The organism is Pontibacter mucosus (assembly GCF_003054055.1).
GTDB lineage: Bacteria > Bacteroidota > Bacteroidia > Cytophagales > Hymenobacteraceae > Pontibacter > Pontibacter mucosus.
The window spans coordinates 172,725-195,218 of the sequence record NZ_QBKI01000002.1; the positions used below are offsets into that span (position 1 = coordinate 172,725).

Consider the following 22,494-nt stretch of genomic DNA (forward strand, 5'->3'; position numbering starts at 1 on the left):
GGGGCGGAGGCTATCGGATTGATTCCCAGTTTTTCTGAGAGGCGCCTTGTGAGATCCGGTGCCCGTCAAGGGCAGCCCGAGGTACGAGGGCAGGAGGGAACACAGCGCCGAGCGGGAAAACGAGGCCTCCCGGCCTGGGAGGGCAGAAAGTTGGCTATGGAAAGGTGGGTTAGTGGGAACTAGAGGATGAACGGTATTTTGAAAGAATAGCTTGGTTCCAGTGGAAGGAAGCTGTAGCTATGAAAGTATAAGCTGGCAAGTATAAAAGTATATCCTACGCGGACTTGGAAGTCCGCAGCAGAGTGGTTCTGGACAATGATGTCCATAACAGCTCAAGGTATAGCTCAAGTATAAAAGTATAGTAGGAGTATAAAGTATGGCTTTTCAAGCCAGTCGGATTGCAAATCCGACATAATATGTAGGCACGGATTGCAAACCCGCGCCAGAGAGAGGAGAAGCGGACACTTGCCCCAGAAAAACTCATCCTAAAAAACCACTCCACCCCATACCAACCACTATAAACTTAAAATTCGTACCTTGCACAGTATCTATACTTAGCGGATTAAAGTATGCAGACGCAACATATCATCACGCCACCTACACCAGAGGAGTACGGCAATAACATGGCCAGCTACGTGCAGCAGGCCCGCACCGAGGACCTGATCGAAGGCCTGACGGCGAGCTACGTGTATATTACCGGCATGGTGCAGGGCCTGACAGAGGAACAACTCCTGTACCGTTACGCCGAAGGCAAATGGAGCATCAAGCAAATGATGGTGCACCTAATCGATGCCGAACGCATCTTCTCCTACCGCGCCCTGCGCTTCGCGCGCCAGGACAAAACCGAGCTTCCGGGCTTTGAGGAAAACCTGTACGCACAGACCGCCAAGGCTGATGCCCGCGACATCAACTCTATCATCGCCGAGTATACCTCGCTGCGAACCGCCACGATTGAGCTTTTTAAGAGCTTTGATGAAGAGGCCTTGCAGCAAAGGGGCATAGCCAGCGGCAAGGAAGTGAGTGTGCGTGCCATTGGCTATATGATCCTGGGGCATGAAGTGCACCACCAGAAAATTATACGCGAGCGCTACCTGAAAGCTTAATACCAAGCTGCGGGAGGCATGGTTATACTTAAGTTTTACTATATTTAAGGATTAACCTTTTGTAAAACTAGAGTATAACCATGGCCTTGACCCGTCGCAATGTAGGTATGGTAGTGGCGCCGCTGCTGGCGCTATTGGTATGGTCCCTAACACCCGCCCTGGCTTATGAAGCCCGAATGGTGGCTACCATCATGTCCTTCTGCCTCGTATTCTGGATGGCCGAGGTAATCCCGCTTTCCATGACCGCTTTTCTGGGCGTGCTGCTGGCCGTGATGCTCGGCGTTGCCGAAATGGAGACCGCCTTTCAGAACCTGGGGCACCCCATCATCCTGCTCTTTATCGGCAGCTTTCTGCTGGCCCGCTCCATGACCCGCCACGGCCTCGACAAGCGCATTGCCCTGTTTATACTTTCCCGACGGTTTTTTCAGAAGAGCCTTTTTCGCATGTTCCTGGGGTTTTCAGGCATATCCTTCCTGCTGTCGATGTGGGTGAGCAACTCCGTGACGGTGGCAATGCTGCTGCCGCTGACGCTGGGGGTAACGCAACTGGTGTGCCAGCCGGAAGATGGCAAAAACTCTGCGCTATACTTTCTGTTGGGCATCGCCTACAGCGCCTCTATTGGAGGAATCGGCACCATCATCGGTTCGCCCCCTAACCTGATTGGGGTAAACTACCTGGCGCAGCAGGGCATCCGGATCGACTTTCTGCAGTGGATGTACCTGGCGCTGCCCATAGCGGTGAGCATGTATGGGGTGATGCTGCTTTACATGCGCTATTTCCTGGGCAAAAGCGGGTACGACCCACAGGCGGTGAAGGCCTACGTAGCCGAGCGGCAGCAGCAGAAAGAGCGCTTACGCAAGGGAGAGCAGGTAACCATGGCTGTTTTTATACTGGCGGTTATCCTCTGGCTGTCACCGGGTGTTTTTAACCTGATGGGCCTGGAGCAGGCCTATACCTTCATGAATACTTATTTTGCGGAGAGTACGGTGGCCGTGCTGGCTGCTTTGCTGCTGTTCCTCATTCCGCCCGGGCAGGAAACCGGTGGCCGGGGCACGCTCACCGCAGAGGACCTGGTAAAAATAGACTGGGACACCATTCTGCTCTTCGGGGGCGGTATGGCTTTGGGGCAGCTGGTCATCAGCTCCGGCCTGGCCGATGTGATTGGCCGCAGCATCACCTCCCTTTTAGATCCTGACCAACGGGTGCTGCTGGTGTTCGTGCTGGTGCTTCTGGTGCTGCTGCTGACGGAAATAAGCTCCAACACGGCTATTGCCATCACCTTTGTGCCAATCATCATAGGCGTGCTCAACGGGCTGAACCTGCCTTTGCTGTACCCGGTGCTGGGCGTAGTGATTGCCTGCAGCTTCGCCTTTATGCTGCCCATCGCCACGCCGCCAAACGCGATTGTGTATGGCAGCAAACTGGTGCCGATCGGCCAAATGGCAAGGACAGGTATGTTGCTGAACCTGGTCGGTGCTGTGCTGATTACAGCGTGGGTGATACTTTACATGAGCCTTGTGGGCTAAACGCCGTAGATCCTATACTATACCCTATACTTCACTTCTTATGCAGAACCGCAGATTTTACAGAATCATACTGGCCGTAGCAAGCTTTGTGTTTGCAGGCCTGAACGCATACCAGATAATTAAAGGAGAATACGAGACCATGGACGTGGTGCTGATGGTAGTTTTCCTGGCAATTGGTATAACTTACCTTTTTATACTTTTCCGGAAAGACAAAACTGAGTAAGCAGGGGAGGAGACAAAAAAGAAAAACCTGAAAGTCTACATTATTCCTTCTGAACAATCAGACTTTCAGGTTCTCAACTTTTAGCCAAAGGTATCTATATTTACGGGAGCGATTTGCAGAAGGTTATACTTTGGTGTATAATTTTTCTTTTTTTAATAAATTCCCCCTCTCCAGTCCGGTTAAAACTCGAATCATAACTGTACATATTCAGGAAAGCTCAGGTAGGCGACCGTTACCTGCCAGACAGCAGGCTACACCGGGTCCACGTCGGCCACTACCCTTATCCCCTTAAAATCGGGCAGCAGCTTCAGGTTGAAAATAGCTTGCGCAATCTGGCCTTTGGCAGCCTTCAGGTTGGTCGTGTCGCGGGGCAGCTTGATGTGAATCTCCTGCAGAAACAGGTTACGGATCTTGAAGATATAGGGTACCTCCGGCCCCAGCACCTGCTGCTTGCCCAGCCTGTCTGTTAAATCCTTAGCCAGCACGATAGCGGCATTTTCCGTGGTGCGCTCTTCGGCGTGTTTCACCGTGATGCGGATCATGCGCGTAAACGGCGGGTAACCGAAACGCAGGCGTTCCTCTATCTCGTGCTCGTACAGCGTCTGGTAATCGTTGCCCATCACCTTGCTGAAGATGGGCTGGCGCGGGTCGCGGGTCTGGATGATTACCGAGCCCGGCTTTCCCTTGCGGCCGGCGCGGCCGCTTACCTGCACAAACAGTTGGTACGCCCGCTCGTGGGCGCGGAAATCCGGGAAGTTGATGATGGTATCGGCATTGAGGATGCCCACCAGGCTCACGTTCTCAAAGTCGAGGCCCTTGGTGACCATCTGCGTACCCACCAGCACGTTGGTGCGGCCGCTCTCAAAGTCCGCGATGATCTGCTGGTAGCTGTTTTTCTTTTTGGTGGTGTCCAGGTCCATGCGCTGCACCTCGGCGCCGGGCAGGAGCAGTTTTAGCTCGTCCTCCACCTTCTCGGTACCAAAGCCCATACTTTTAAGGGTGGTGGCACCGCAGGCGGGGCAGTCGTGGGGCATGCGCTCGTGGTAGCCGCAGTAGTGGCAGCGCAGTTCGTTGTTATACTTGTGGTAAGACAGGCTCACGGCGCAGAACTTGCACTTGGGTATCCAGGAGCATTCGTCGCAGGAGATGAAGGGCGCGTAACCACGGCGGTTCTGGAAAAGGATCACCTGCTCCTGTCGCTTCAGCCGTTCCTCAATATCGTTCAGCAGTTTGGCCGAGAAGTGGCTGTGCATGTTCTTGCGCTGCTGCTCACGGCGCGTGTCCACCAGCTCTATCTCCGGCAGTTTGGCCTCCCCGAAACGCTTGGTCATACTTACCAGACCCCACCGGCCGGTTTTGCAGTTGTAGTAACTCTCAATGGCGGGCGTGGCTGAGCCCAGCAAGGTTTTGGCCCCCTGCAGGTGCGCCATCATCAGGGCCGTTTCGCGGGCGTTGTAGCGCGGGGCCGGATCGTACTGCTTGTAGCTTGGCTCGTGCTCCTCGTCCACAATTACCAGCGAGAGGTCGTGGAAAGGCAGGAAAATGGAAGAGCGCACGCCCACCACCACCTGGAAACGTCCGGAAAGCACGCCTTGCCATACTTCGGCGCGTTCATTATCGGAGAACTTGGAGTGGTAAATGCCCAGTTTGTCACCAAACACCTTCATCAGGCGCGTCACGATCTGGGCGGTAAGGGCAATCTCGGGCAGCAAGTATAACACCTGACCGCCGCCATCGAGCGCGTGCTTTATCAGGTCGATGTATACTTCGGTTTTACCACTGCCCGTTACGCCGTGCAGCAGCACCGTCTCCTTCTCCTTAAACAATCCCAGGATCTCGTCCTTGGCCTGCAACTGATGCTCCGACAGAGCCATCGGCAGCTGCTGGGTGCTGTTATCCATCGGGAAGCGCGACACAATCTGATCGAACTGCTCTAATACACCCTTTTTGATGAGCGTGTTGATAGAAGAGGCCGACAGGTGCGGGTTGCCGGTCAGGGCGCTTTTTTCGATGCCGCGGAAGTTGAGGTGGATGTCCTGGTGCACGGGCACGAGCTGCAGGTAGTTGAGCAGGATGTCGAGTTGCTTGGGCTGCGGCGTAAGCTGGTTAAAAAGCTCCTCCAGCAGGCCCTCTTCCTGCACAAAATGCTCTGACAGGCGCACCTTCTTCACCACCTTGGGCGAGAATTTGTCGCTTACCTGCTCATAAATGATGATCGCCTCTTTTTGGATAAGCGATTTGATGAACTTGTGGTAGTTTTTGATCTGCAGCAGGTTGCCTACTTCGGTGAAGGTGAGGGCCTGGTTGTGCTGCAGGGCAAAAATGATCTTCTCCTCCTGCGGGGCAAGTATAAGCTCGTCCTCCTCGGGGTTGTAGTGGGGGTGCAGCTGTATCCGCGACTCACTGCTGAGCTTGAGCGCTGAGGGCAGGGCAGCGTTGATCACCTCACCCAGGGTGCACATGTAATAGTCGGCAATCCATTTAAACAGCTTGAGCTGCGGCGAAGTGATGATCGGCTTGTCGTCGAGCACGTCCAGGATATACTTGGCCTGATAATCGGCGGGGGCATTTTCGTGCACCTCGGCCACAACGCAGCTCAGCACCTTTTTGGCCCCGAACTGCACAATCACCCGCACGCCCACCGATACCTCGTCGTTCATCTCGAAGGGGATGCGGTAAGTATACAGCTTGGGCAGGGGCAGGGGCAGAATCACGTCGGCAAACAGCGTGACGCGCTCTGTGGCCGGCTCCGGCGGGTAATTAAAGTTCAGAAGATCCGACAAGGGTGTTTATACTTTTGCTTCCTACAAAGGTCGTAAAAAAATGATGAATTGCGCAGGCGTGGAGGATAGAAGTAAAAGCGGCGGAATTATACTTTGGCAGGAGCGGGTAAAACGCTTAACTTAAGCCCTGGGAAATTATTCACAGACGATTATCATCCCCCTACCCCCTTCGAAGGGGGACTTTTCTGTAAGTGTAATAAAAGTATACTTTAAGAAATTACACCTGTGGGTGTCCCCCTTTGAAGGGGGTAGGGGAATGATTTATTACCTCAATATAAACCTATACTTTCACTAAACCCTGAATCCCTATGTTAACAAAAGCGGTATACTTTGCCAGCCTGTTGCTGCTGTTTTGCAGCACTTCTGTACTTGCCCAAACCCAAACAATGCGCGTTGCCACCTACAACACCCGGTACGACAATAAAAGCGATACCGTCAACGCCTGGAACAAACGCCTGCCCGTGATTGCGGACCTGGTGCAGTTTCATGATTTCGATATTTTCGGGACGCAGGAGGTGCTGCACCACCAACTGGAGGGGATGGCCGGAGAGTTGCCAACGTATGGATATATTGGTGTGGGCCGCGACGATGGCAAGCAGGCAGGAGAGTATGCTGCCGTGTTTTTCAAGAAGGACAAGTACAAACTGCTAAAGCAGGGCAATTTCTGGCTTTCCGAGACCCCTGAGAAACCGGGTAAAGGCTGGGATGCTGATTTCCCGCGCGTGTGCACCTGGGGCCAGTTCAGGGACCAAAATTCTGGTTTTGAGTTTTTCCTGTTTAACGTGCACTTCGACCACCGGGGTGAGAAGGCCCGCCAGGAGAGCGTGAAGCTGATACTGAAGAAAGTGCAGGAGATAGCTAAGAAGGCGCCGGTTATACTGATGGGTGATTTCAACTTCGACCAGCGCGATGAGAAGTATAAAACCATGACAGCCTCTACGCTGAAAGATGCTTATGAGATAACCGCCATACGCTACGCACCGCGCGGTACCTTCAACGGCTTTGAGGCCACCCGCAAATCCGACGGCCGCATCGACCACATCTGGCTTTCCCCGGATTTCAAAGTAAGCAAGTATGGCATTCTGACCGACACCTATGCCAACGGCCTATTCCCATCAGACCACTTCCCGGTATTGGCAGAGGTGAAGTATGAGGTGAAGAAGAAGTAGGAAGTATAAATCAAGTTTCGATATACGACCTTGGTGAAGGTGTAAACCCACCCCTAACCCCTCCAAGGAGGGGAGTCATATTACACTTACAGAAATTCCCCTCTTGGGAGGGGCGGGGGTGGATTAATTGCAACTGTGATTGTAAAGTAAAAAGAGGCTCCCGACCAGGAGCCTCTTATACTTTATACTGGTACCGTCGCTTTACTTCAGGTTGATTGTCCGCTCCACATTTATCTGTTCCAGAAAATACTGGTCGTGGGAGACAACGAGGAGGGTGCCCTGGTACTCGTTTATAGCTGAGGTCAGGATTTCGATGTTCTGGATGTCGAGGTTGTTGGTCGGCTCGTCCAGCACGATGATGTCCGGGGCATGGTTGCTGATGGTGAGGCAGCAAAGTATAAGCCGCATCCTTTCCCCACCGCTTAGCGCGCCGCAGGGTTTATCCCAAGTGTCCTTGGAAAACAGAAAACGATTCAGCCTGATTTTTACCTCATGCTCCTGCAAGGCGGATTGGTTAAACTGTTGCGCCTGCTCGTAAACCTTCAACTCACTTTGGAGCAGGGAATAATCCTGGTCGATGTACACGGCCTTGTTGTCAGCCCTCCGGATTGTTCCGGTGGTAGGGGCAAGTTCGCCCAGCAGGAGCTTGATTAAAGTCGTTTTTCCCGCACCATTCAACCCTTTCAGGGTTATTCGCTCGCCGCTCGTCATCTGGAAGCTCAGCGGCTCTTTCCAAAGTATAGCTTTCCCGTAGCTGTAGTTCATGTTTTCTGCCTCGACTAAGACCTTCCCCCGGTGCAGGGTGGAGTGGTCGAAGCCAAACTTTATTTTATCTACCTCGGGCAGCTCCTTTCTTAGCTCCTGCAGCTCCTGCGAGATAGAACCGACTTTTTCAGCATGAATGCCTTTTAGCCTGGAGGTGCTGTTCTCGGCACTGTTCTTCATGATGTTCATCATGATTTTAGGCATGCCCGCTTTCTCTTGCTTTTTCTTGCCGCGGCTGTCGAGCTTCTGCTGCCTTTCCAGTGCCTCGCGCTCCATTTCCCTGGCCTTGCGCAGGGCCTTTTCCTTGCTTTTAACATCCTCTTGTAAGGCATTGCTTTGGAGCTGCTTTTGCTCCTGATAAAAATCGTAGTTGCCGCCGTACGTCGTGATGCCTCTTTTGCTCATCTCATACACCGTGTCCAGCAGGTTTAGCAGGGTTCTGTCGTGGCTCACGATCAGCAAGGCGCAGGAGCTCGAAAGTATAAAGTCGTACAACAGCTTTCTTGCGGCAAAGTCCAGGTGGTTACTGGGCTCATCCAGCAGCACCAGCTCCGGTTGATGGATGGCGATACCAGCCAGATATACCTTCGTTTTCTGCCCGCCGCTCAAGGTAGCCATCGGTTGGGTGAGGGCAACCTCCTCGAGTTTCCAGTAGCGCAACGCCGCCTGGCACCGCTCTTCAATCGTCCAGTCGTCGTTTAGTAGCGTTAGGTTTTCTTCCGTTACGTACCCTTTCAGGATGTCCTCCAGGGCCGTTAGTTTCTCCTCAATCTGCAGCGCCTGGGCCACGGATAGCTGGTCGAACTGACCGAAAAGCTGGGGCACGTAATAAGGCGTCGCCTCTGCTATGACTTGCCCACCGGAAGGCTTTGCTTTACCGGCTATAATTTTGAGCAAGGTAGATTTCCCGACTCCATTATGGCCAATCAGGGCAGCTTTCTGGTGACGGTTAAGGGTAAGACTTATGTTGCTAAACAATAAATCTTTATTGGAATGGGTATAGGAGATGTTCTGTAATGTAAGCATCATTTCTTTCTTTAAAGGCGGGAAATAACGGCAAGCCGCGCTGCAGCCTGAATTTGGTTCTTCCTGAAAGAAATGAGTGATTACATAGTTGATGCGTTGGGGGTTTGTGCCTGCAAATATACGAAGTTTTTATGGAAATGGTGTAATTGCTAGGTCTAAAATAATCTTTCCATGGCTGACGAGTGTTGAGGTACAAAATGCAGCTTGGGATCGCTGGAGCTTGCTCAATTTCATGCTCGTGGAGAGGGAAAGTATAGAAACACAAAAGGCTACTTATCTAGTAGCCTTTTGTGTTTCTATACTTTATAAAGTGTTGGTATTTTAAAATATGAATGATAGGCAATCGAACTGATTTATCAATAACGCAAGCTTCCGCTTGTTCCAAGATGCTTTTTTGCACTGATAGTATTAGCCCTTATTTTTAATAAGCTTCTTTATGTGATTTTCAGTTAATGGTTCAGTGTAGTCCACTGTGATAAGTTGCACTCCTTTTTCAGCACACAATAATCGTTTCTGTTGATCTCTTTCCTTGACTTTCTGAAGTCCTTTTTCTCCTCCCCAAGCTTTAACAGGATGGTAATGTTGTTGTCCTTGATACTCAAATGCTAAGTTGATCTTTGGTATGTAAATATCAAGTTCAAGGCCCTTCAACCAACTTGGTCTGTGATGACGGATAACTTGCTCCTCAGGGAATAGACGCTGAACTATTTTACAAAGAATAGATTCCCCTATCCATCCTTCACCTACTTTTCTAAAACCAAATTCTTGCCTAACAATATTCTCAATTTTGTTAGAGAGTTCACGATGTAGAGCTCTTGATTCTTTGTCAAGCTGTTTGTAGGTTTCTGCTTCTTCCATTTTAACATTTGACCAATAGGTTATCTCGTCATCTGATATGTCAGGTCTTTTTGGCCCAGAAACCATTTCATTTAATTTTGACAACTCCTTATATGCAGCCTTATGTGCTTTATGACCTTGTTTTACAAGTTCTACGATTTCATCAGGACATTTGCTCTCTAAATAATTGCCATGCTGGTTAATACCAAGATGAAAGTATTGTTGCTTTATGTACCAACCGTAATATTGCTTGAACTTACCACCATACATAGGGTGCATGGCTCTTACTGACGGTGTAGCAAGATTACATTTATGACAAATCTTTCCTTTGTATTTAAAAAAATGCTTGGTTTTAAGTGCTTGTTCAGAAAAATTCTCAAATACTAAGGGTGGAAAATCATGACTTAGAAGAATAATTATATTTGTCAAGTTCGAATCAATTACCTCTGGAGTTTGCTCCAATAAGTCTAAATAGTTATTAATTGCTGGCTCATTGCATAAGCAGAAGTAGATCTGTTCATTTGGTTGAGAAGCAAATCCAATAAAAGTCCCATATATATTTGGATATAAGACATACGGTAAAGGCAGTTCTTCTTTAATAAAACTACTTTCAACAAGAACTTCAGCATCCTGTCCGGTCTTTGGTCGGATTCGTTGTGTCTGCCTAAAACTATGGTTTTGCTCGTTCATCTATTTAACCAACTACAGGAACTCAATATGTACAACTTACCGCACCTGCGACTTATCCACCCTTGTCGGTGTATCCTCGCCATTTACCACACCCTCAGAGGCCAAAGCAATGGCGCGGATCATGTTGGTGAGGTGCTCCATGTTTAGCTGCTCCAGCTCGTCGTGCACCGTGTGGTAAGTTTTGTCCTGGTCTATCTGCACCGAGGAAATGGTATGAGCCGGCACACCGAGGCGGGCCAACGTGGCGTTGTCGGAGCGGTAGAACAGGTTCTGCTCCGGGTATGGGTCTGGGTGGATGCTGTAGGTGGTTCCTTCCAGTCGTTTCTGCATCAGCGGGCCCAGGTCAGAGCGCTCGAAGCCGGTCAGGTAGGCACTGTTCGGGCCGAACCTAGATGGTTTGCCTACCATCTCGATGTTGAACATGGCCACAATCTGATCGGGGTTGAGTTGCTCGGAGAAGTACTTCGAGCCAAAGCCGCCCATCTCTTCTGCCGTGAAAGCCACAAACAGTATAGTGCGCTCCGGCTGCTGCTGTTTTTTGTAGTAGTCGGCCAGCAGCATCATGGCCGTGGTGCCGGCCGCGTCATCGTCGGCGCCGTTGGCGATGCTGTCGCCGTCAATAGCCGGCTGAATGCCGATGTGGTCGTAGTGGCCGGAGAACACCACAAACTCATCTTTGCGCTTGCCCTCTATCATACCGCCCACGTTGGTGAGCTGCAGCTGCTCTACCTTGTTCTCCACCTCCAGTTTATACTTTTTAGCCTGCAGTTGGTCAGTAAGTATAAACACTTTGCTGCTGTTCTCGCCAAGCTGCTGCTTTACGCTGCCGCGGCCCATGTAGTGCTGGTAGCGGCTAAAAATCTCCTGATGCTTCGGGTGTACCAGCACCAGCATATCCTCGGTCGAGCTGTTCAAGTCACGCATCACAGTCCGGAAATCGTCGTTCTCGCCAATGGCTACCACCTTCTGCTTGCCCTTGTGTTTCCACTCTACTTCCTCTTTCTCCGTGATGGCGAACATGCTTTCCGGGTTAATCTTCTTACCGTTTAGCTTGGCCTCTTTTTCATCCGGGGTGATGCGGTACACGCTAAAGTTCTGCAGGTAACTTTGCTCGCCAGGCAGTGGCTGCAGCCCAATGCGCTGGAACTCGGCCTGAATAAATTTGGCGGCCTTCTCGATGCCGGGCGTAAAGGAGGCACGGCCCTGCATGTCGTCGGCGCTGAGGGTGGATACGATGCGGGTTACCTCGGCCTGCGAGATGGTGTTTACGTCCTGTGCAGAGGCAGCGGTATAAAGGCCACAGGCAAGCACAAGGGCGGTAATTTTTACTTTCATGGGGTAGCGTCTATGGATTCTGAGAAAATTATGAGCATATTGTCGGCGGAGGCAGGCGATGCCTTGGCAGAACAAATATAGTATTTCTATGGACAAAAGTGCTGAGATAAACTGGCTGAAGTGGCTGCAGTTTACCGTGCTGGTTTCGGTGATTTTATACTTTGGGAGTACGCTGTTTATTCCGCTCAGCTTTGCCTTGCTCATCAGCTTTGTGCTATACCCGGTTTGTCGCTGGCTAGAGGAGAAAGGCCTTCCGCGCTGGGCCGCTATTTCGCTGTGTCTGTTCCTGCTGGTGGTGCTGGTGGGCGGACTGGCGTTCCTTCTGGTGCGGCAGGTGATACAATTCGGGCAGGAGTGGCCGCAGCTGCAGGATAAAATCAGCGCTGCCTGGGCTGATATCAGCCGGTACGTAGAGCATCAGTTGGGTATAGATGCATCTCAACAGGTGAAGTGGCTTGAAAGTATAGCCTCTGATGCGGCTTCTTCGGCTTTTAACATGGTGCGGGGCGTACTTTATACGTCGGCTGTATCGGCGGTACTGCTGGTGCTCATACCTATTTACGTAGCGCTTATACTTTACAACCGCGAATCCCTGGCCAGGGCGCTCTCATCATTTTTCCCGCAGAGCGAGCACGGCAAGATCCGCCAGATTCTGCACGAAACCATCACGACCTACTACAACTTTATTAAGGGAATGGCTATCGTGTACCTGGCAGTGGGTTTTCTCAACAGCCTGGGCTTGTTTCTTATCGGGGTGCCGCACGCTATTTTCTTTGGTGCAGTGGCCTCGGTGCTGACGTTTATACCTTACGTGGGCATTACCATCGGCGCCATACTTCCGATGACGGTGGCCTGGGTGACTTATGATTCGGTGTGGTATCCGATCGGGGTGGTAGCAGTGTTTGCGGTGGTGCAGTACCTGGAGGCAAACCTGATTTTCCCGCTGGCCGTGAGCGCGCGCCTGCAGGTGAACATGCTCTTTACGCTGCTGGCCATTGTGGCGGGCGGGATACTTTGGGGAGCTTCGGGCATGATCCTTTTTATACCGTTCCTGGCTATACTTAAGCTGATTGCCGATAAGCACGAGGATATGCGCCCGATCTCGCTGCTCCTGGGCAGCGGGGATAAAGAGCCGGCTAAAAAACGTAAATAGACTATTTTTATACTTTCACAGAGGAAAAGGGGGCCTGCCGTTAGAAGGGGAGTGCTGATTGATTCGGTAGGGCCTTTAAATTTGCTTCATTTTCGTCATCCTGAAAGGAACTTGGTAGCGGATAGCGGAAGCTTGACCTCCCTTCCACCAAGATTCTTAACAGAATGACAGACGGTTGGAAGGCTTTGCGAGTGGAATGAAACAGCACTACCTGTAGCAAGTATAAATATCAACCCAACAAGTATAAAACAAAAAAGGCCACCCAAGCGGGTGGCCTTTTCTATATCTAAAGTGCTATACTTTATTCTTTTGTCTTATCAGTGTCTGTAGACTTGGTTGGCTCCGTTTCTTCCTCGCCGTCGTTGGCTTGCTTGGCTTTTTTGCCATTCGACTTCTTCGACGTGAAGGTAAGTTTCTCTTCGCCTTCCTTGTAATCGATCTGGATCACATCGCCCTGGTTAACCTCGGCTTTCAGTATCTCCTCCGCAATTGGGTCTTCGATATACTTCTGAATAGCGCGGTTCAGCGGGCGGGCGCCATACTTCGGATCGTATCCTTTCTCGGCTACAAAGTCCTTCGCCTCTTTTGTCAGTTCGATGGTATAACCCAGGCTTTCCACACGCTTGAACAGCTTGCCCAGCGACAGCTCGATGATCTTGTGCATGTCCTCACGGCCAAGTGAGTTGAACACGATCACGTCGTCGAGGCGGTTCAGGAACTCAGGCGAGAACGTTTTCTTCAGGGCGCTGGCAATCGTGCCTTTCATGATGTCGTCCACATTCTCCTGCTTGGCCTTCGACATAAAGCCGATGCCGGCACCAAAGTCCTGCAAGTCGCGGGCACCAATGTTGGAGGTCATGATGATGATCGTGTTACGGAAGTCTACCTTGCGGCCCAAACCATCCGTCAGGATACCATCGTCCAACACCTGCAGCAACAGGTTGTACACATCCGGGTGCGCTTTCTCGATCTCATCCAGCAGTACCACAGAGTATGGCTTGCGGCGGATTTTCTCGGTCAGCTGGCCACCTTCTTCGTAGCCCACATATCCCGGAGGCGCTCCCACCAGGCGAGACACGCTGAATTTCTCCATGTACTCACTCATGTCGATACGCACCAGCGAATCCTCTTTATCGAACAGGTAAGTGGCCAGCACTTTGGCAAGCTCTGTTTTACCCACGCCCGTCGGGCCGAGGAACACAAACGAACCAATCGGCTTCTTCGGATCTTTCAATCCTACGCGGGTACGCTGGATGGCTTTCACCAGCTGCGTAATCGCTTTGTCCTGACCGATCACTTTGCCTTTCAGCTCTTCACCCATGTTCAGAAGTTTCTGTCCTTCGTTCTGAGCGATACGCTTCACCGGTATACCTGTCATCATGGCAATAACCTCTGCCACATTTTCCTCTTTTACCGTGTAGCGCTTCTTCTTGGTCTCGTCTTCCCAGTTGCGTTTCGCAGTTTCGAGCTGGTCGATGAGTTTTTTCTCCTTATCGCGCAGTTGGGCTGCCTCTTCATACTTCTGGCTCTTCACCACGCGGTTTTTCTCCACCTTGATGTTCTCGATCTGCTCTTCCAGCTTCAGGATATCATCCGGCACCACGATGTTGTTGATGTGCACGCGTGCACCCGCCTCATCCAGAATGTCGATAGCCTTGTCTGGCAGGAAGCGGTCGCTCATGTAGCGGTCCGAAAGCTTCACGCAGGCCTCAATCGCCTTGTCAGTGTAGTTTACGTGGTGGTGGTCCTGGTACTTGTCCTTGATGTTGTGCAGGATCTCCATTGTCTCCTCGGGCGTGGTAGGGTCTACCATCACAATCTGGAAACGACGGGCCAGGGCGCCATCCTTCTCGATGTACTGGCGGTACTCGTCCAGCGTAGTCGCGCCAATGCATTGGATCTCGCCACGGGCAAGGGCCGGCTTGAACATGTTAGAGGCGTCCAGGGAGCCAGAGGCGCCACCGGCACCCACAATAGTATGTAGCTCGTCGATGAACAGGATAACATCCGGAGACTTCTCCAACTCGTTCATTACGGCCTTCATACGCTCCTCAAACTGACCTCTATACTTTGTACCGGCCACCAAAGAGGCAAGGTCCAGGGTTACCACACGCTTGTTAAAGAGCACGCGGCTTACCTTTTTCTGGATAATGCGCAGGGCAAGACCTTCGGCGATGGCAGTTTTACCAACACCCGGCTCACCTATCAGGATAGGGTTGTTCTTTTTGCGGCGGCTCAGCACCTGGGCCACACGCTCGATTTCTTTCTCACGGCCAACAATCGGGTCAAGCTTATCGTCTTCAGCCAGCTTGGTCAAGTCGCGGCCAAAGTTGTCGAGCACAGGTGTGCGCGACTTTTCGCCTGGTTTCTTGCTTGCAGAGCTGCCTGAGCGGGACGATGAGCTACCAAACAGCTTGTCGGAGTCGTCGGAATCGTCCGTATCGGACGACGCCAGCGGATTATTGCTATGATAATCCAGTGAGTCTCTTATTGCTTCGTAGTTCACGTTAAATTTCGCTAGGATTTGAGAAGAAATATTGTCCTCGTCCCGCAGGATGGACAATAACAAGTGCTCTGTGCCTATGATATCGCTCTTGAAGATCTTAGCCTCCAAGTACGTTATTTTGAGCACCTTTTCGGTTTGCTTCGTCAGAGGGATACTGCCCGTGATGTTGCTGCTTTGCGACGCTGTATTTCGTGTAGCCTGTTCTAAAGCGTACTTTAATTCATCTATCGAAACGCCAAGCTTCTTCAGCAGAGAGATGGCCGTACCTTCTCCTTCCCGAATCATCCCCAGCACCAGGTGTTCGGTGCCGATGTAGTCATGCCCCAACCGGATGGCTTCTTCGCGGCTAAGCGAGATGACTTCTTTTACTCGGTTTGAGAATTTTGCTTCCATGTATACTATACTCCGTGTATTCTGATTAACTATGAATTGTTATAACTGCTTGAGCCAAACAACTTTCCTTCTTTTCAAACAAGCTTTTTGGTACAATTGTTCAGCTTGCAGGGCTTCTTATTGCAGGTAGGAAATTGAAGCGGGCCCTTGGGTAAATAACAAGTCAATTATACTAAGCTCTGGTGCAAATTGTTTGCCAAACACTTGCGTATACGGTTTTACGTGCAAATTGTCAGGATAGATTTTAGGATGTATCCTGTTCCTGAGGTCAAGCACGCCTTCCGGGGCCTCGGCCTGGTACGTTGTGGTGTACTCCAGCGGCTTGTTTAGTTTGAGTAATTTAAAATAAAGCTGCAAAAGTTCAACGTTCAGGTCGAATAAAAATTTTGGCTGCCGCTCATACACCTCCTGCAGGTAATCACTGTAAAATTCAAAATAGGGCGCCCGGCCGTAAGCCGCCTGAATGGTGCGCCAGTGCACGAGTTGCCACTTCTGGCTGTAGTCAATCTCTATTTCCCGGATGGGGGTTTTTACCTGGCTGTTCCCGCGCAGCACGGGCACGCTCAGCGGCTGCACGCCGTGGGCCGTCAGCACGTGGCAACGGTTGCGGTAGCTCTGCTTCACGTAGTTCTCGCTCGCTTCCAGCAGCACGGCGTCTGCCCGCAGGGCATGCCAGAAGTAGCTGACCGGCGGGTTATACATTATTTCGGTTAAGAGAATCAAGGGGAGTTTAGGAGTTAGAGAGTTTAGGAGTTAGAGAGTTGACTTTGTGACAATGGACTGTTTGACAAAGGAAACAACGTATGAGTATCCAGTTTTTGAGAAGTCCATTGTCTTTTGTCCAACAGTCCATTGTCGGCAGCAGGGCTGCCGTTTGCTAAATAAGCACAAGTTCGGGGTATTTCATAATGCGGGAGCAGGGTTGTACCTTTGCGGCTGCACTTTTGGCCCGTGAACAAACGCATCAACATACCGCCTGCTTATTACCCGCTCTGGCTGCTGCTCAAAGGATTGGCCGCGCTGCCTCTGCCCGTTTTATACTTGTTTGCCGACTTCCTGTACTTTCTGATGTACTACGTGATTGGCTACCGCAAGAAGGTGGTGGAGCAAAACCTGCGCATGGCTTTTCCGGAGAATGGGGAGCAGGAGCGTCAACGTATAGCCAAGGCCTTTTACCGCCAGTTTGCCGACGTGATGGTAGAAATACTACACCTGGCCAGTATGAGCCGCGAGGAGATGCTGCGGCGCACCACCTTTACTAACCCGGAGGTGCTATCCAGGTATGTGGAGGGCGGTACCCCAGTACTTATACTTGGCACCCACGTAGCCAATTGGGAGTGGAGCCTGTCAGCGGCGGCCGTTACCTTTAACTTTCCCGCAGAGGGCGTGTACAAGCCACTGAACAACCCATTTTTTGAGAGCTACATGCTGCACACTCGCAGCCGGCTGGGGGCGCACCTGATCAAAATGAAAGACACGCTGCGTGAGTTTGTGGCCAAGCGAAAGGTGCCGCGCGTGGTAGCCCTGCTCTCCGACCAAACCCCGCTCCGCAGCGAGATAAACTTCTGGACTGAGTTCCTGCACCAGGACACGCCTTTTTATACCGGGGCCGAGAAACTATCGCAGCGCTTTGGGTATCCGGTGCTGTTTCTGGATGTAAAGCGCACCAGCCGCGGCCACTATGCCCTCACCTTTGAAGAAATCACGGACGGCAAAACTGTACATGGCCTGTCCACAGAAGCAGAGTTCCCGGTTACAGTAGCCTTTGCCCGAAAGCTGGAAGCCGCCCTCCGCCGCGCCCCCGCCGACTACCTCTGGACCCACAAGCGGTGGAAACACAAACGGCCGAAGAGTTAGAGAGTTAAAGAGTTTAGGAGTTTAGGAGTTTGGGAGTTAGAGAGTTGAGGAGGTAGAGAATGTATTTCTAAAGTATAAAGCCTCCTGCCGCAAGTTTAGCGAAGTGTAACTTGTGGTTATGTATGGCAGCAGTTTGAAACTGCTTTGCAAAAGCAAGAATACGAGGGCTTTGGCTATACTTTATACTTTGACTATAAAGCATCTATCGCTCGTCCCTTAAGTCCACCGAAGTATAATTGTCAGTAATTACACCAACAAGAGCGGAAAAGAATGTTAGCTATACTTTAGCCATGACCAATTGAAGTATAAAGTCTTCTTCTAACCTATACTTTTCTGCTCACGCAGAAAGCAAGTTGCAAACTTGCCTCATGCACAGCCACAAGTTACGCTTCGCTAAACTTGCGGCAGGGAAAACAAAGTATAAGCGGGGTTAACTTTCTAACTTTTTAACCTTCTAACTTTTTAACCTTCTAACTTTCTAACTTCTACAACTCTCTAACTCCTAAACTCCCCAACTCTCTAACTCTAAAGGTATTGTTCGATATCGCCGGCGCCTTCGCGCAGGACCTCAAAGCTGTTGTTGGTCACATCCACCACCGTAGAGGCAATGTTGTTGCCGGGGCCGCCATCAATTACGGCATCTACCAGGTTTCTATACTTTTCATAGATCAGTTCGGGGTCGGTGCTGTACTCGAGTATCTCATCCTCGTCGCGGATGGAGGTGGAGAGGATGGGGTTGCCAAGCTCCTTTACCAGCTGCAGCGCAATGTTGTTGTCGGGCACGCGAATCCCTACCGTTTTCTTCTTGGCGGCAGCATACTTGGGCACATGGCTGGTTGCGTTCAATACGAACGTAAACGGCCCCGGAAGCGCCTTTTTCATCACCTTATAAGTAGGAGTATCGATCTTAGCGTAGTCGGAGATGTGGGTGAGGTCGGAGCAAATAAAAGATAGGTTCACTTTATCGGGCTTCACCCCCTTTATCTGGCACACCCGCTCAATGGCACGGGCATTATGGATGTCGCAGCCAAGGCCGTAGATGGTGTCGGTAGGATAGATGATGATACCGCCGTTGCGGAGTATGTCTGCTGCTTCCCGGATCTTACGCTCCTGCGGATTGTCTGGATGAATCTGAATAAAGGCTGCGTTACTCATGGTGTCTGTTGTAGGTTTAAGGTAGAAGTACTGGTTCGGCAGTGCGATCGTTGCACTAAAACCTAGCCCTCATACTCGCTCCGGAGCAGGCTGTATACTTCTAAGTCATGGTAATGGTCGTTGAGGAACTCCCCGTCGCGCTCGACGCCCTCCAGCGAAAAGCCAAGCTGCCTCGGGATGTTGCTGCTGCGCTGGTTGTCCACGCCTACCCGTATCTCGATGCGGTTCATGCGCAGCTTCTCGAAGGCGTAGGTTACCAGGGTTTGGCAGGAGCGGCGCATGATGCCCTTTCCCTGCTTGTGCTCGGCCAGCCAGTAACCGATTTCCAGTTTCTTGTTCAGCCTGTCAATCCGCTTGTAGCCAATCAGGCCGCATACTTCCCGCTCATGCACAATCACGAAAACAAGGTCGGAGGTGTTGTTGGAGGCGGATACATACTTTAAGTAGGCCTCCGTATCGCCGGGGTCTTGTGTGAAGTCGATGAAGGGGAGCCACTCGCGCAGATAAGGGCGATCGCGGTCGATGATAAAGTATAAATCCTGGGCGTCGGCGGCGGTGGCGCGGCGCAGGTAAAGGTCTTCGGCTACAGGCAGTTGCAGCAGGGGTGCAGTGGATTTCATAGTCAGGGGTTTTATAGGCATTAGCAATATAATCAACTTAAAGCACAAGTCCAGCAAGGGTGGCGGATTAAGGGTTTCCTACGTATAGAGGTAAAGTATAAGAAGCTATGTGTATGAAAAAGATTTTTACGCTTTTCGTCTTTATCGTTGTCAGTTCCTTTACCCGCCAAGCGCTTGCGCAGGATAACGCCGAGCTGACCATCGGAGCCAAGGCGGGCATTAACTTCTACAGCCTGAGCAGCGACGCGCTGGTGGAGGATGACGACACAGGCGTGAGCTACGAGTTTGGTGTTTACGGGCGGATAGGGGACCGTTTTTTTGTGCAGCCGGAGCTGAACCTGGTAAGCCACAAAACACACCTGATTACGCGCACGCAATCCAGGGCAGGGGAGCGCGACGCCCTGAATGTACACTACCTGCGCGTGCCCGTGTTGTTTGGCTACCGTACAGACTATGAAGGGGCAGTGGCCTCGCAAATAAGGTTTATGGTGGGGCCCTCCATCTCTTATGCTTTCTCGGTAGCCGATAACAACATCAACGTAAGCAAGCGCGACCTGCATAAGGCCCAGTTTGCCCTTAATGGCGGTGTTGGGTTCGAGGTCTGGGTGCTGCACCTGGACCTGATGTACCATCACTACCTCACCTCCCTATTTAACGACGGCCGCTCGGAAGGGAAGGGGCGTGCATTCTCTTTAACCGCTGGGCTGGGCTTTTAAGGCAGATTTTATTTTACACTTCACCATGCAGCAGAACGGCGTTATACTTGTTCCCGGCCTTGGCGACTCAGGGCCTGACCACTGGCAGACCCTTTGGCAGCTGCAGCACCCTGCGTTCGATCGGGTGCAGCAGCAGAACTGGGACACGCCGGCGCGCGAGGAATGGGTAGCGGAACTGCACAAGGCCGTGCAACGGCACAATCCCGCGCAGGTAGTGCTGGTGGCGCATAGCCTGGGCTGCATTGCCGTGGCGTTCTGGGCCCAGCAGTACAAACTAAAGATAAAGGGCGCCCTGCTGGTAGCCCCCGCCGACACCGAGGCACCTACCTTTCCGGAAGAGGTTACCGGATTTGCGCCCATCCCCATGCAACGACTTCTGTTCAGAACCATACTAGTGGGCAGCAGCAACGATGCCTACCTTACCGCCAGGCGGGCACATGAGCTGGCAAGCGCCTGGGGCAGCCAGTACGTAAACATCGGCCTGGCCGGGCACATCAATAGCGCTTCCGGCTATGGCCGCTGGGACGAGGGCCTGGAGCTGCTCCGCGGCCTCTGCGGGACTTCGCGGTTGTAATGTCGAATTTCGCTCCTTTCCCAAAGCAGGGAGCGGCAATTTGCAGTACCGGGTCTAACCACCCCTTGCCCCCTCCTTAGCCAAGGAGGGGAATTTTCTACAGCCGATTACACCCCTATGGTCCCCTCAAGGGGACAGTCTGTACTTGTTGCATAGTAAAGACTGCTGCTATCGAATAGATTTCCAGCCTTTGGGTTGAGCGCCTTGTGAGATCCGGTGCCCGGTGAGGGCATGCTGAGCGGCAGCGAGGCAAGGAGGGAACACAGCGCCGAGCGGGAAAACGTGGCCTCCCGGCCTTGAGGGCACCAAAGCAGGAGGTGAAACAGTAGCTGATGTAAGGCTGGAGGATGAACAGAAGCTAGTAAGGATAGCCTGGTTGAGGTCGCGGGAAGCGGCGGCTAGGAAAGTATAATTCGCAAGTATAAAGTATAACCGAAGTATAAAGTATAGCCAAATTATAGGTATGGCTCTGCGAGCCAGTTGGGTTGCCCTGTCCCGAAGCATTTCGGGAAAACTCGACACTTAGTGAGACACGGGTTACAAACCCGCGCCAGCGGCGGGATAGAAGTATGGCCAAAGCATAAAATTCAGCGAATCCTTTAATCCTGAAAATCCTGATTCAGACAATCATAAAAGTATGGCCTGCGCGGACAAAGATGTCCGGAACAGCGGGAAAAGCTCAAGTATAAAGTATAGGAGCTTCCTTTCGTTAATTAATCTGCTTTCTAAAACCACCCCTGCCACTACCTTTGCGGCCTTTGTTGCCGGACGACCCAAAGCTTTTGCCCCTCACGTTACTGCCACTCGCAATGTTTTCCTTACTGGCTATACTTTTAAGCTGCTCCACTTCTTCCGGAGTGAGGTCGCGCCACTGGCCGGGTTGCAGATCTCCTAAGCTCAGCGGCCCTATACCTGGGCGGATAAGGCGCAGGGTAGGGTAGCCCACGGCGGCTGTCATGCGGCGCACCTGGCGGTTCATCCCCTGCGATATCCTGATTTCGAGCCAGGAGGTGGGAATGTTCTTGCGGAAGCGGATCGGTTTTGAGCGCTCCCATACTTCGGGCGCCTCCTCCAGCAGCCGCACTTTGGCCGGCGTGGTTTTGCCGCCTTTTATCTGTACCCCCAGCCGCAGCTTTGTCAGGGCTTCGTCAGCGGGCACGCCATCCACCTGCACCCAGTACGTTTTCTCAACCTTAAACATGGGGTTGGAGAGGCGGTGCTGCAGTTGTTTGTCGTCGGTTAAGAGCACCAGGCCCTCGCTGTCGTAATCGAGGCGGCCGACAGGGTAGATGCCGGGAACGGGCACAAAATCCTTGAGCGTGGCACGACCGGCCTCGTCTGTGAACTGCGTGAGAACCTCGTAGGGTTTATTGATGATGATGTATCGCAAAGTATAAAATGTATGGTTAGTAGGATGATTAAGGCCGGTGCTACACGTTATGCTTCAGCTTCCATGCCTCAAATTCCGGCTTCAGGAGCGAGTAAATGTAGGTATCCACCAGGTGTTCGTCTACTAGGTAGTGGTTGCGTAGCAGCCCTTCCCGCTGAAAACCAAAATGTTGCATGAGCTGCAGCGAGGGCGTGTTGTACGTGGTAATCACGGCCTCCACCCGAAACAGGTTCATCTGCCCGAAGCCAAAGGTAAGTATACTTTCCAGCGCTTCCTTCATCAGGCCCTTGTTTTTATACTTTTCATTCGTGATGGCATAGCCGATCTCAGCCCGCCGATGGCCGGGCACCCAGGTATGGTAGTCGCAGTGGCCAATTACCTTATTGGTTGCCTTATCCAGCAGGTGGAAGCCCTTAAAATCCTGGAAATAGGTGGTGATGCCTTTGGTGTAGCGCTCCTCCATATCGGCATACTCCTGGTCGGTTTTCAGGTTCAGGTACTCCATTATCTCCTGCTTCGTTTTCCGGAGGAACAGGTTATTGAACATGGCCGGAGTCAGTTCGCGGAGCAACAGGCGCTCGGTGGAAAGTATAACAGGAGAGGCGCTGAACATGTTGGCTGGATCAGAACTTACAGGATTTTTGGATGCACGGGATATAAGAAGCTTCATCAT

18 protein-coding genes are annotated in these 22,494 nt (G+C 51.7%); 8 read left to right on the forward strand and 10 right to left on the reverse strand.

What is annotated here, in order from left to right; genetic code table 11:
* Positions 1-569 precede the first annotated feature (569 nt).
* From C8N40_RS04395 to C8N40_RS04405, 3 genes are all read left to right on the forward strand, one after another.
* Positions 570-1,103, forward strand: coding sequence for a DinB family protein (locus tag C8N40_RS04395; protein ID WP_170114018.1), 534 nt, complete (start codon positions 570-572; stop codon positions 1,101-1,103).
* Between the two features lie 80 nt (positions 1,104-1,183).
* Entirely contained in the window at positions 1,184-2,629 is a 1,446-nt protein-coding gene (locus C8N40_RS04400) for an SLC13 family permease (protein ID WP_108210579.1), read from the forward strand.
* Between the two features lie 40 nt (positions 2,630-2,669).
* Positions 2,670-2,852, forward strand: a complete 183-nt coding sequence (locus C8N40_RS04405) for a hypothetical protein (RefSeq protein WP_108210580.1) — start codon at positions 2,670-2,672, stop codon at positions 2,850-2,852.
* Positions 2,853-3,103: 251 nt separating this feature from the next.
* Here C8N40_RS04405 and priA read toward each other — a convergent pair whose 3' ends face one another.
* The gene (priA, locus tag C8N40_RS04410) at positions 3,104-5,635 is read right to left on the reverse strand and encodes a replication restart helicase PriA (protein WP_108210581.1); all 2,532 of its coding nucleotides are present in this window, start codon (positions 5,633-5,635) and stop codon (positions 3,104-3,106) included.
* A gap of 308 nt (positions 5,636-5,943) precedes the next feature.
* On the opposite strand from priA, the gene C8N40_RS04415 reads away from it, so the two are divergent.
* Entirely contained in the window at positions 5,944-6,804 is an 861-nt protein-coding gene (locus C8N40_RS04415; protein ID WP_108210582.1) for an endonuclease/exonuclease/phosphatase family protein, read from the forward strand.
* Positions 6,805-7,005: 201 nt separating this feature from the next.
* On the opposite strand, the gene abc-f is transcribed toward C8N40_RS04415, so the two are convergent.
* The 3 genes from abc-f to C8N40_RS04430 form a co-directional block, all read right to left on the reverse strand.
* Positions 7,006-8,598 carry a ribosomal protection-like ABC-F family protein gene (abc-f, locus tag C8N40_RS04420; RefSeq protein WP_342749947.1) on the reverse strand — a complete coding sequence of 531 codons (1,593 nt, stop codon included), beginning with the start codon at positions 8,596-8,598 and terminating at the stop codon, positions 7,006-7,008.
* A gap of 405 nt (positions 8,599-9,003) precedes the next feature.
* Complete coding sequence (locus tag C8N40_RS04425; RefSeq protein ID WP_108210583.1) at positions 9,004-10,122, reverse strand: PDDEXK family nuclease; 1,119 nt, start codon at positions 10,120-10,122, stop codon at positions 9,004-9,006.
* A 36-nt stretch (positions 10,123-10,158) separates the two neighbouring features.
* Positions 10,159-11,457: a M20/M25/M40 family metallo-hydrolase gene (locus C8N40_RS04430; RefSeq protein WP_108210584.1), complete on the reverse strand. Its 1,299-nt coding sequence runs from the start codon at positions 11,455-11,457 to the stop codon at positions 10,159-10,161.
* Positions 11,458-11,545: 88 nt separating this feature from the next.
* On the opposite strand from C8N40_RS04430, the gene C8N40_RS04435 reads away from it, so the two are divergent.
* The gene (locus C8N40_RS04435) at positions 11,546-12,610 is read left to right on the forward strand and encodes an AI-2E family transporter (RefSeq protein ID WP_108210958.1); all 1,065 of its coding nucleotides are present in this window, start codon (positions 11,546-11,548) and stop codon (positions 12,608-12,610) included.
* Between the two features lie 301 nt (positions 12,611-12,911).
* Here C8N40_RS04435 and C8N40_RS04440 read toward each other — a convergent pair whose 3' ends face one another.
* Together C8N40_RS04440 and C8N40_RS04445 are read right to left on the reverse strand one after the other, a co-directional pair.
* A complete protein-coding gene (locus tag C8N40_RS04440) occupies positions 12,912-15,509 on the reverse strand; it encodes an ATP-dependent Clp protease ATP-binding subunit (protein WP_108210585.1) in 2,598 nt (865 codons plus the stop codon).
* A gap of 117 nt (positions 15,510-15,626) precedes the next feature.
* The gene (locus C8N40_RS04445; protein ID WP_245904989.1) at positions 15,627-16,232 is read right to left on the reverse strand and encodes a WbqC family protein; all 606 of its coding nucleotides are present in this window, start codon (positions 16,230-16,232) and stop codon (positions 15,627-15,629) included.
* Positions 16,233-16,460: 228 nt separating this feature from the next.
* On the opposite strand from C8N40_RS04445, the gene C8N40_RS04450 reads away from it, so the two are divergent.
* Positions 16,461-17,366: a lysophospholipid acyltransferase family protein gene (locus C8N40_RS04450; protein ID WP_108210959.1), complete on the forward strand. Its 906-nt coding sequence runs from the start codon at positions 16,461-16,463 to the stop codon at positions 17,364-17,366.
* Between the two features lie 525 nt (positions 17,367-17,891).
* On the opposite strand, the gene C8N40_RS04455 is transcribed toward C8N40_RS04450, so the two are convergent.
* Together C8N40_RS04455 and C8N40_RS04460 are read right to left on the reverse strand one after the other, a co-directional pair.
* Positions 17,892-18,521 carry an L-threonylcarbamoyladenylate synthase gene (locus C8N40_RS04455; protein WP_108210587.1) on the reverse strand — a complete coding sequence of 210 codons (630 nt, stop codon included), beginning with the start codon at positions 18,519-18,521 and terminating at the stop codon, positions 17,892-17,894.
* 62 nt (positions 18,522-18,583) lie between these two features.
* Positions 18,584-19,141, reverse strand: a complete 558-nt coding sequence (locus C8N40_RS04460; RefSeq protein WP_108210588.1) for a GNAT family N-acetyltransferase — start codon at positions 19,139-19,141, stop codon at positions 18,584-18,586.
* Positions 19,142-19,254: 113 nt separating this feature from the next.
* Between C8N40_RS04460 and C8N40_RS04465 the strand changes: the two genes are divergently transcribed.
* Positions 19,255-19,857: a porin family protein gene (locus C8N40_RS04465; RefSeq protein WP_170114019.1), complete on the forward strand. Its 603-nt coding sequence runs from the start codon at positions 19,255-19,257 to the stop codon at positions 19,855-19,857.
* 25 nt (positions 19,858-19,882) lie between these two features.
* Positions 19,883-20,431 (forward strand): RBBP9/YdeN family alpha/beta hydrolase, encoded by a 549-nt coding sequence (locus tag C8N40_RS04470; RefSeq protein ID WP_108210590.1) that lies wholly within the window; start codon positions 19,883-19,885, stop codon positions 20,429-20,431.
* A gap of 709 nt (positions 20,432-21,140) precedes the next feature.
* Here the strand turns inward: C8N40_RS04470 and C8N40_RS04475 are convergent.
* Together C8N40_RS04475 and C8N40_RS04480 are read right to left on the reverse strand one after the other, a co-directional pair.
* Positions 21,141-21,821, reverse strand: a complete 681-nt coding sequence (locus tag C8N40_RS04475) for a pseudouridine synthase (RefSeq protein ID WP_108210591.1) — start codon at positions 21,819-21,821, stop codon at positions 21,141-21,143.
* Between the two features lie 40 nt (positions 21,822-21,861).
* A complete protein-coding gene (locus tag C8N40_RS04480; protein ID WP_108210592.1) occupies positions 21,862-22,494 on the reverse strand; it encodes a GNAT family N-acetyltransferase in 633 nt (210 codons plus the stop codon).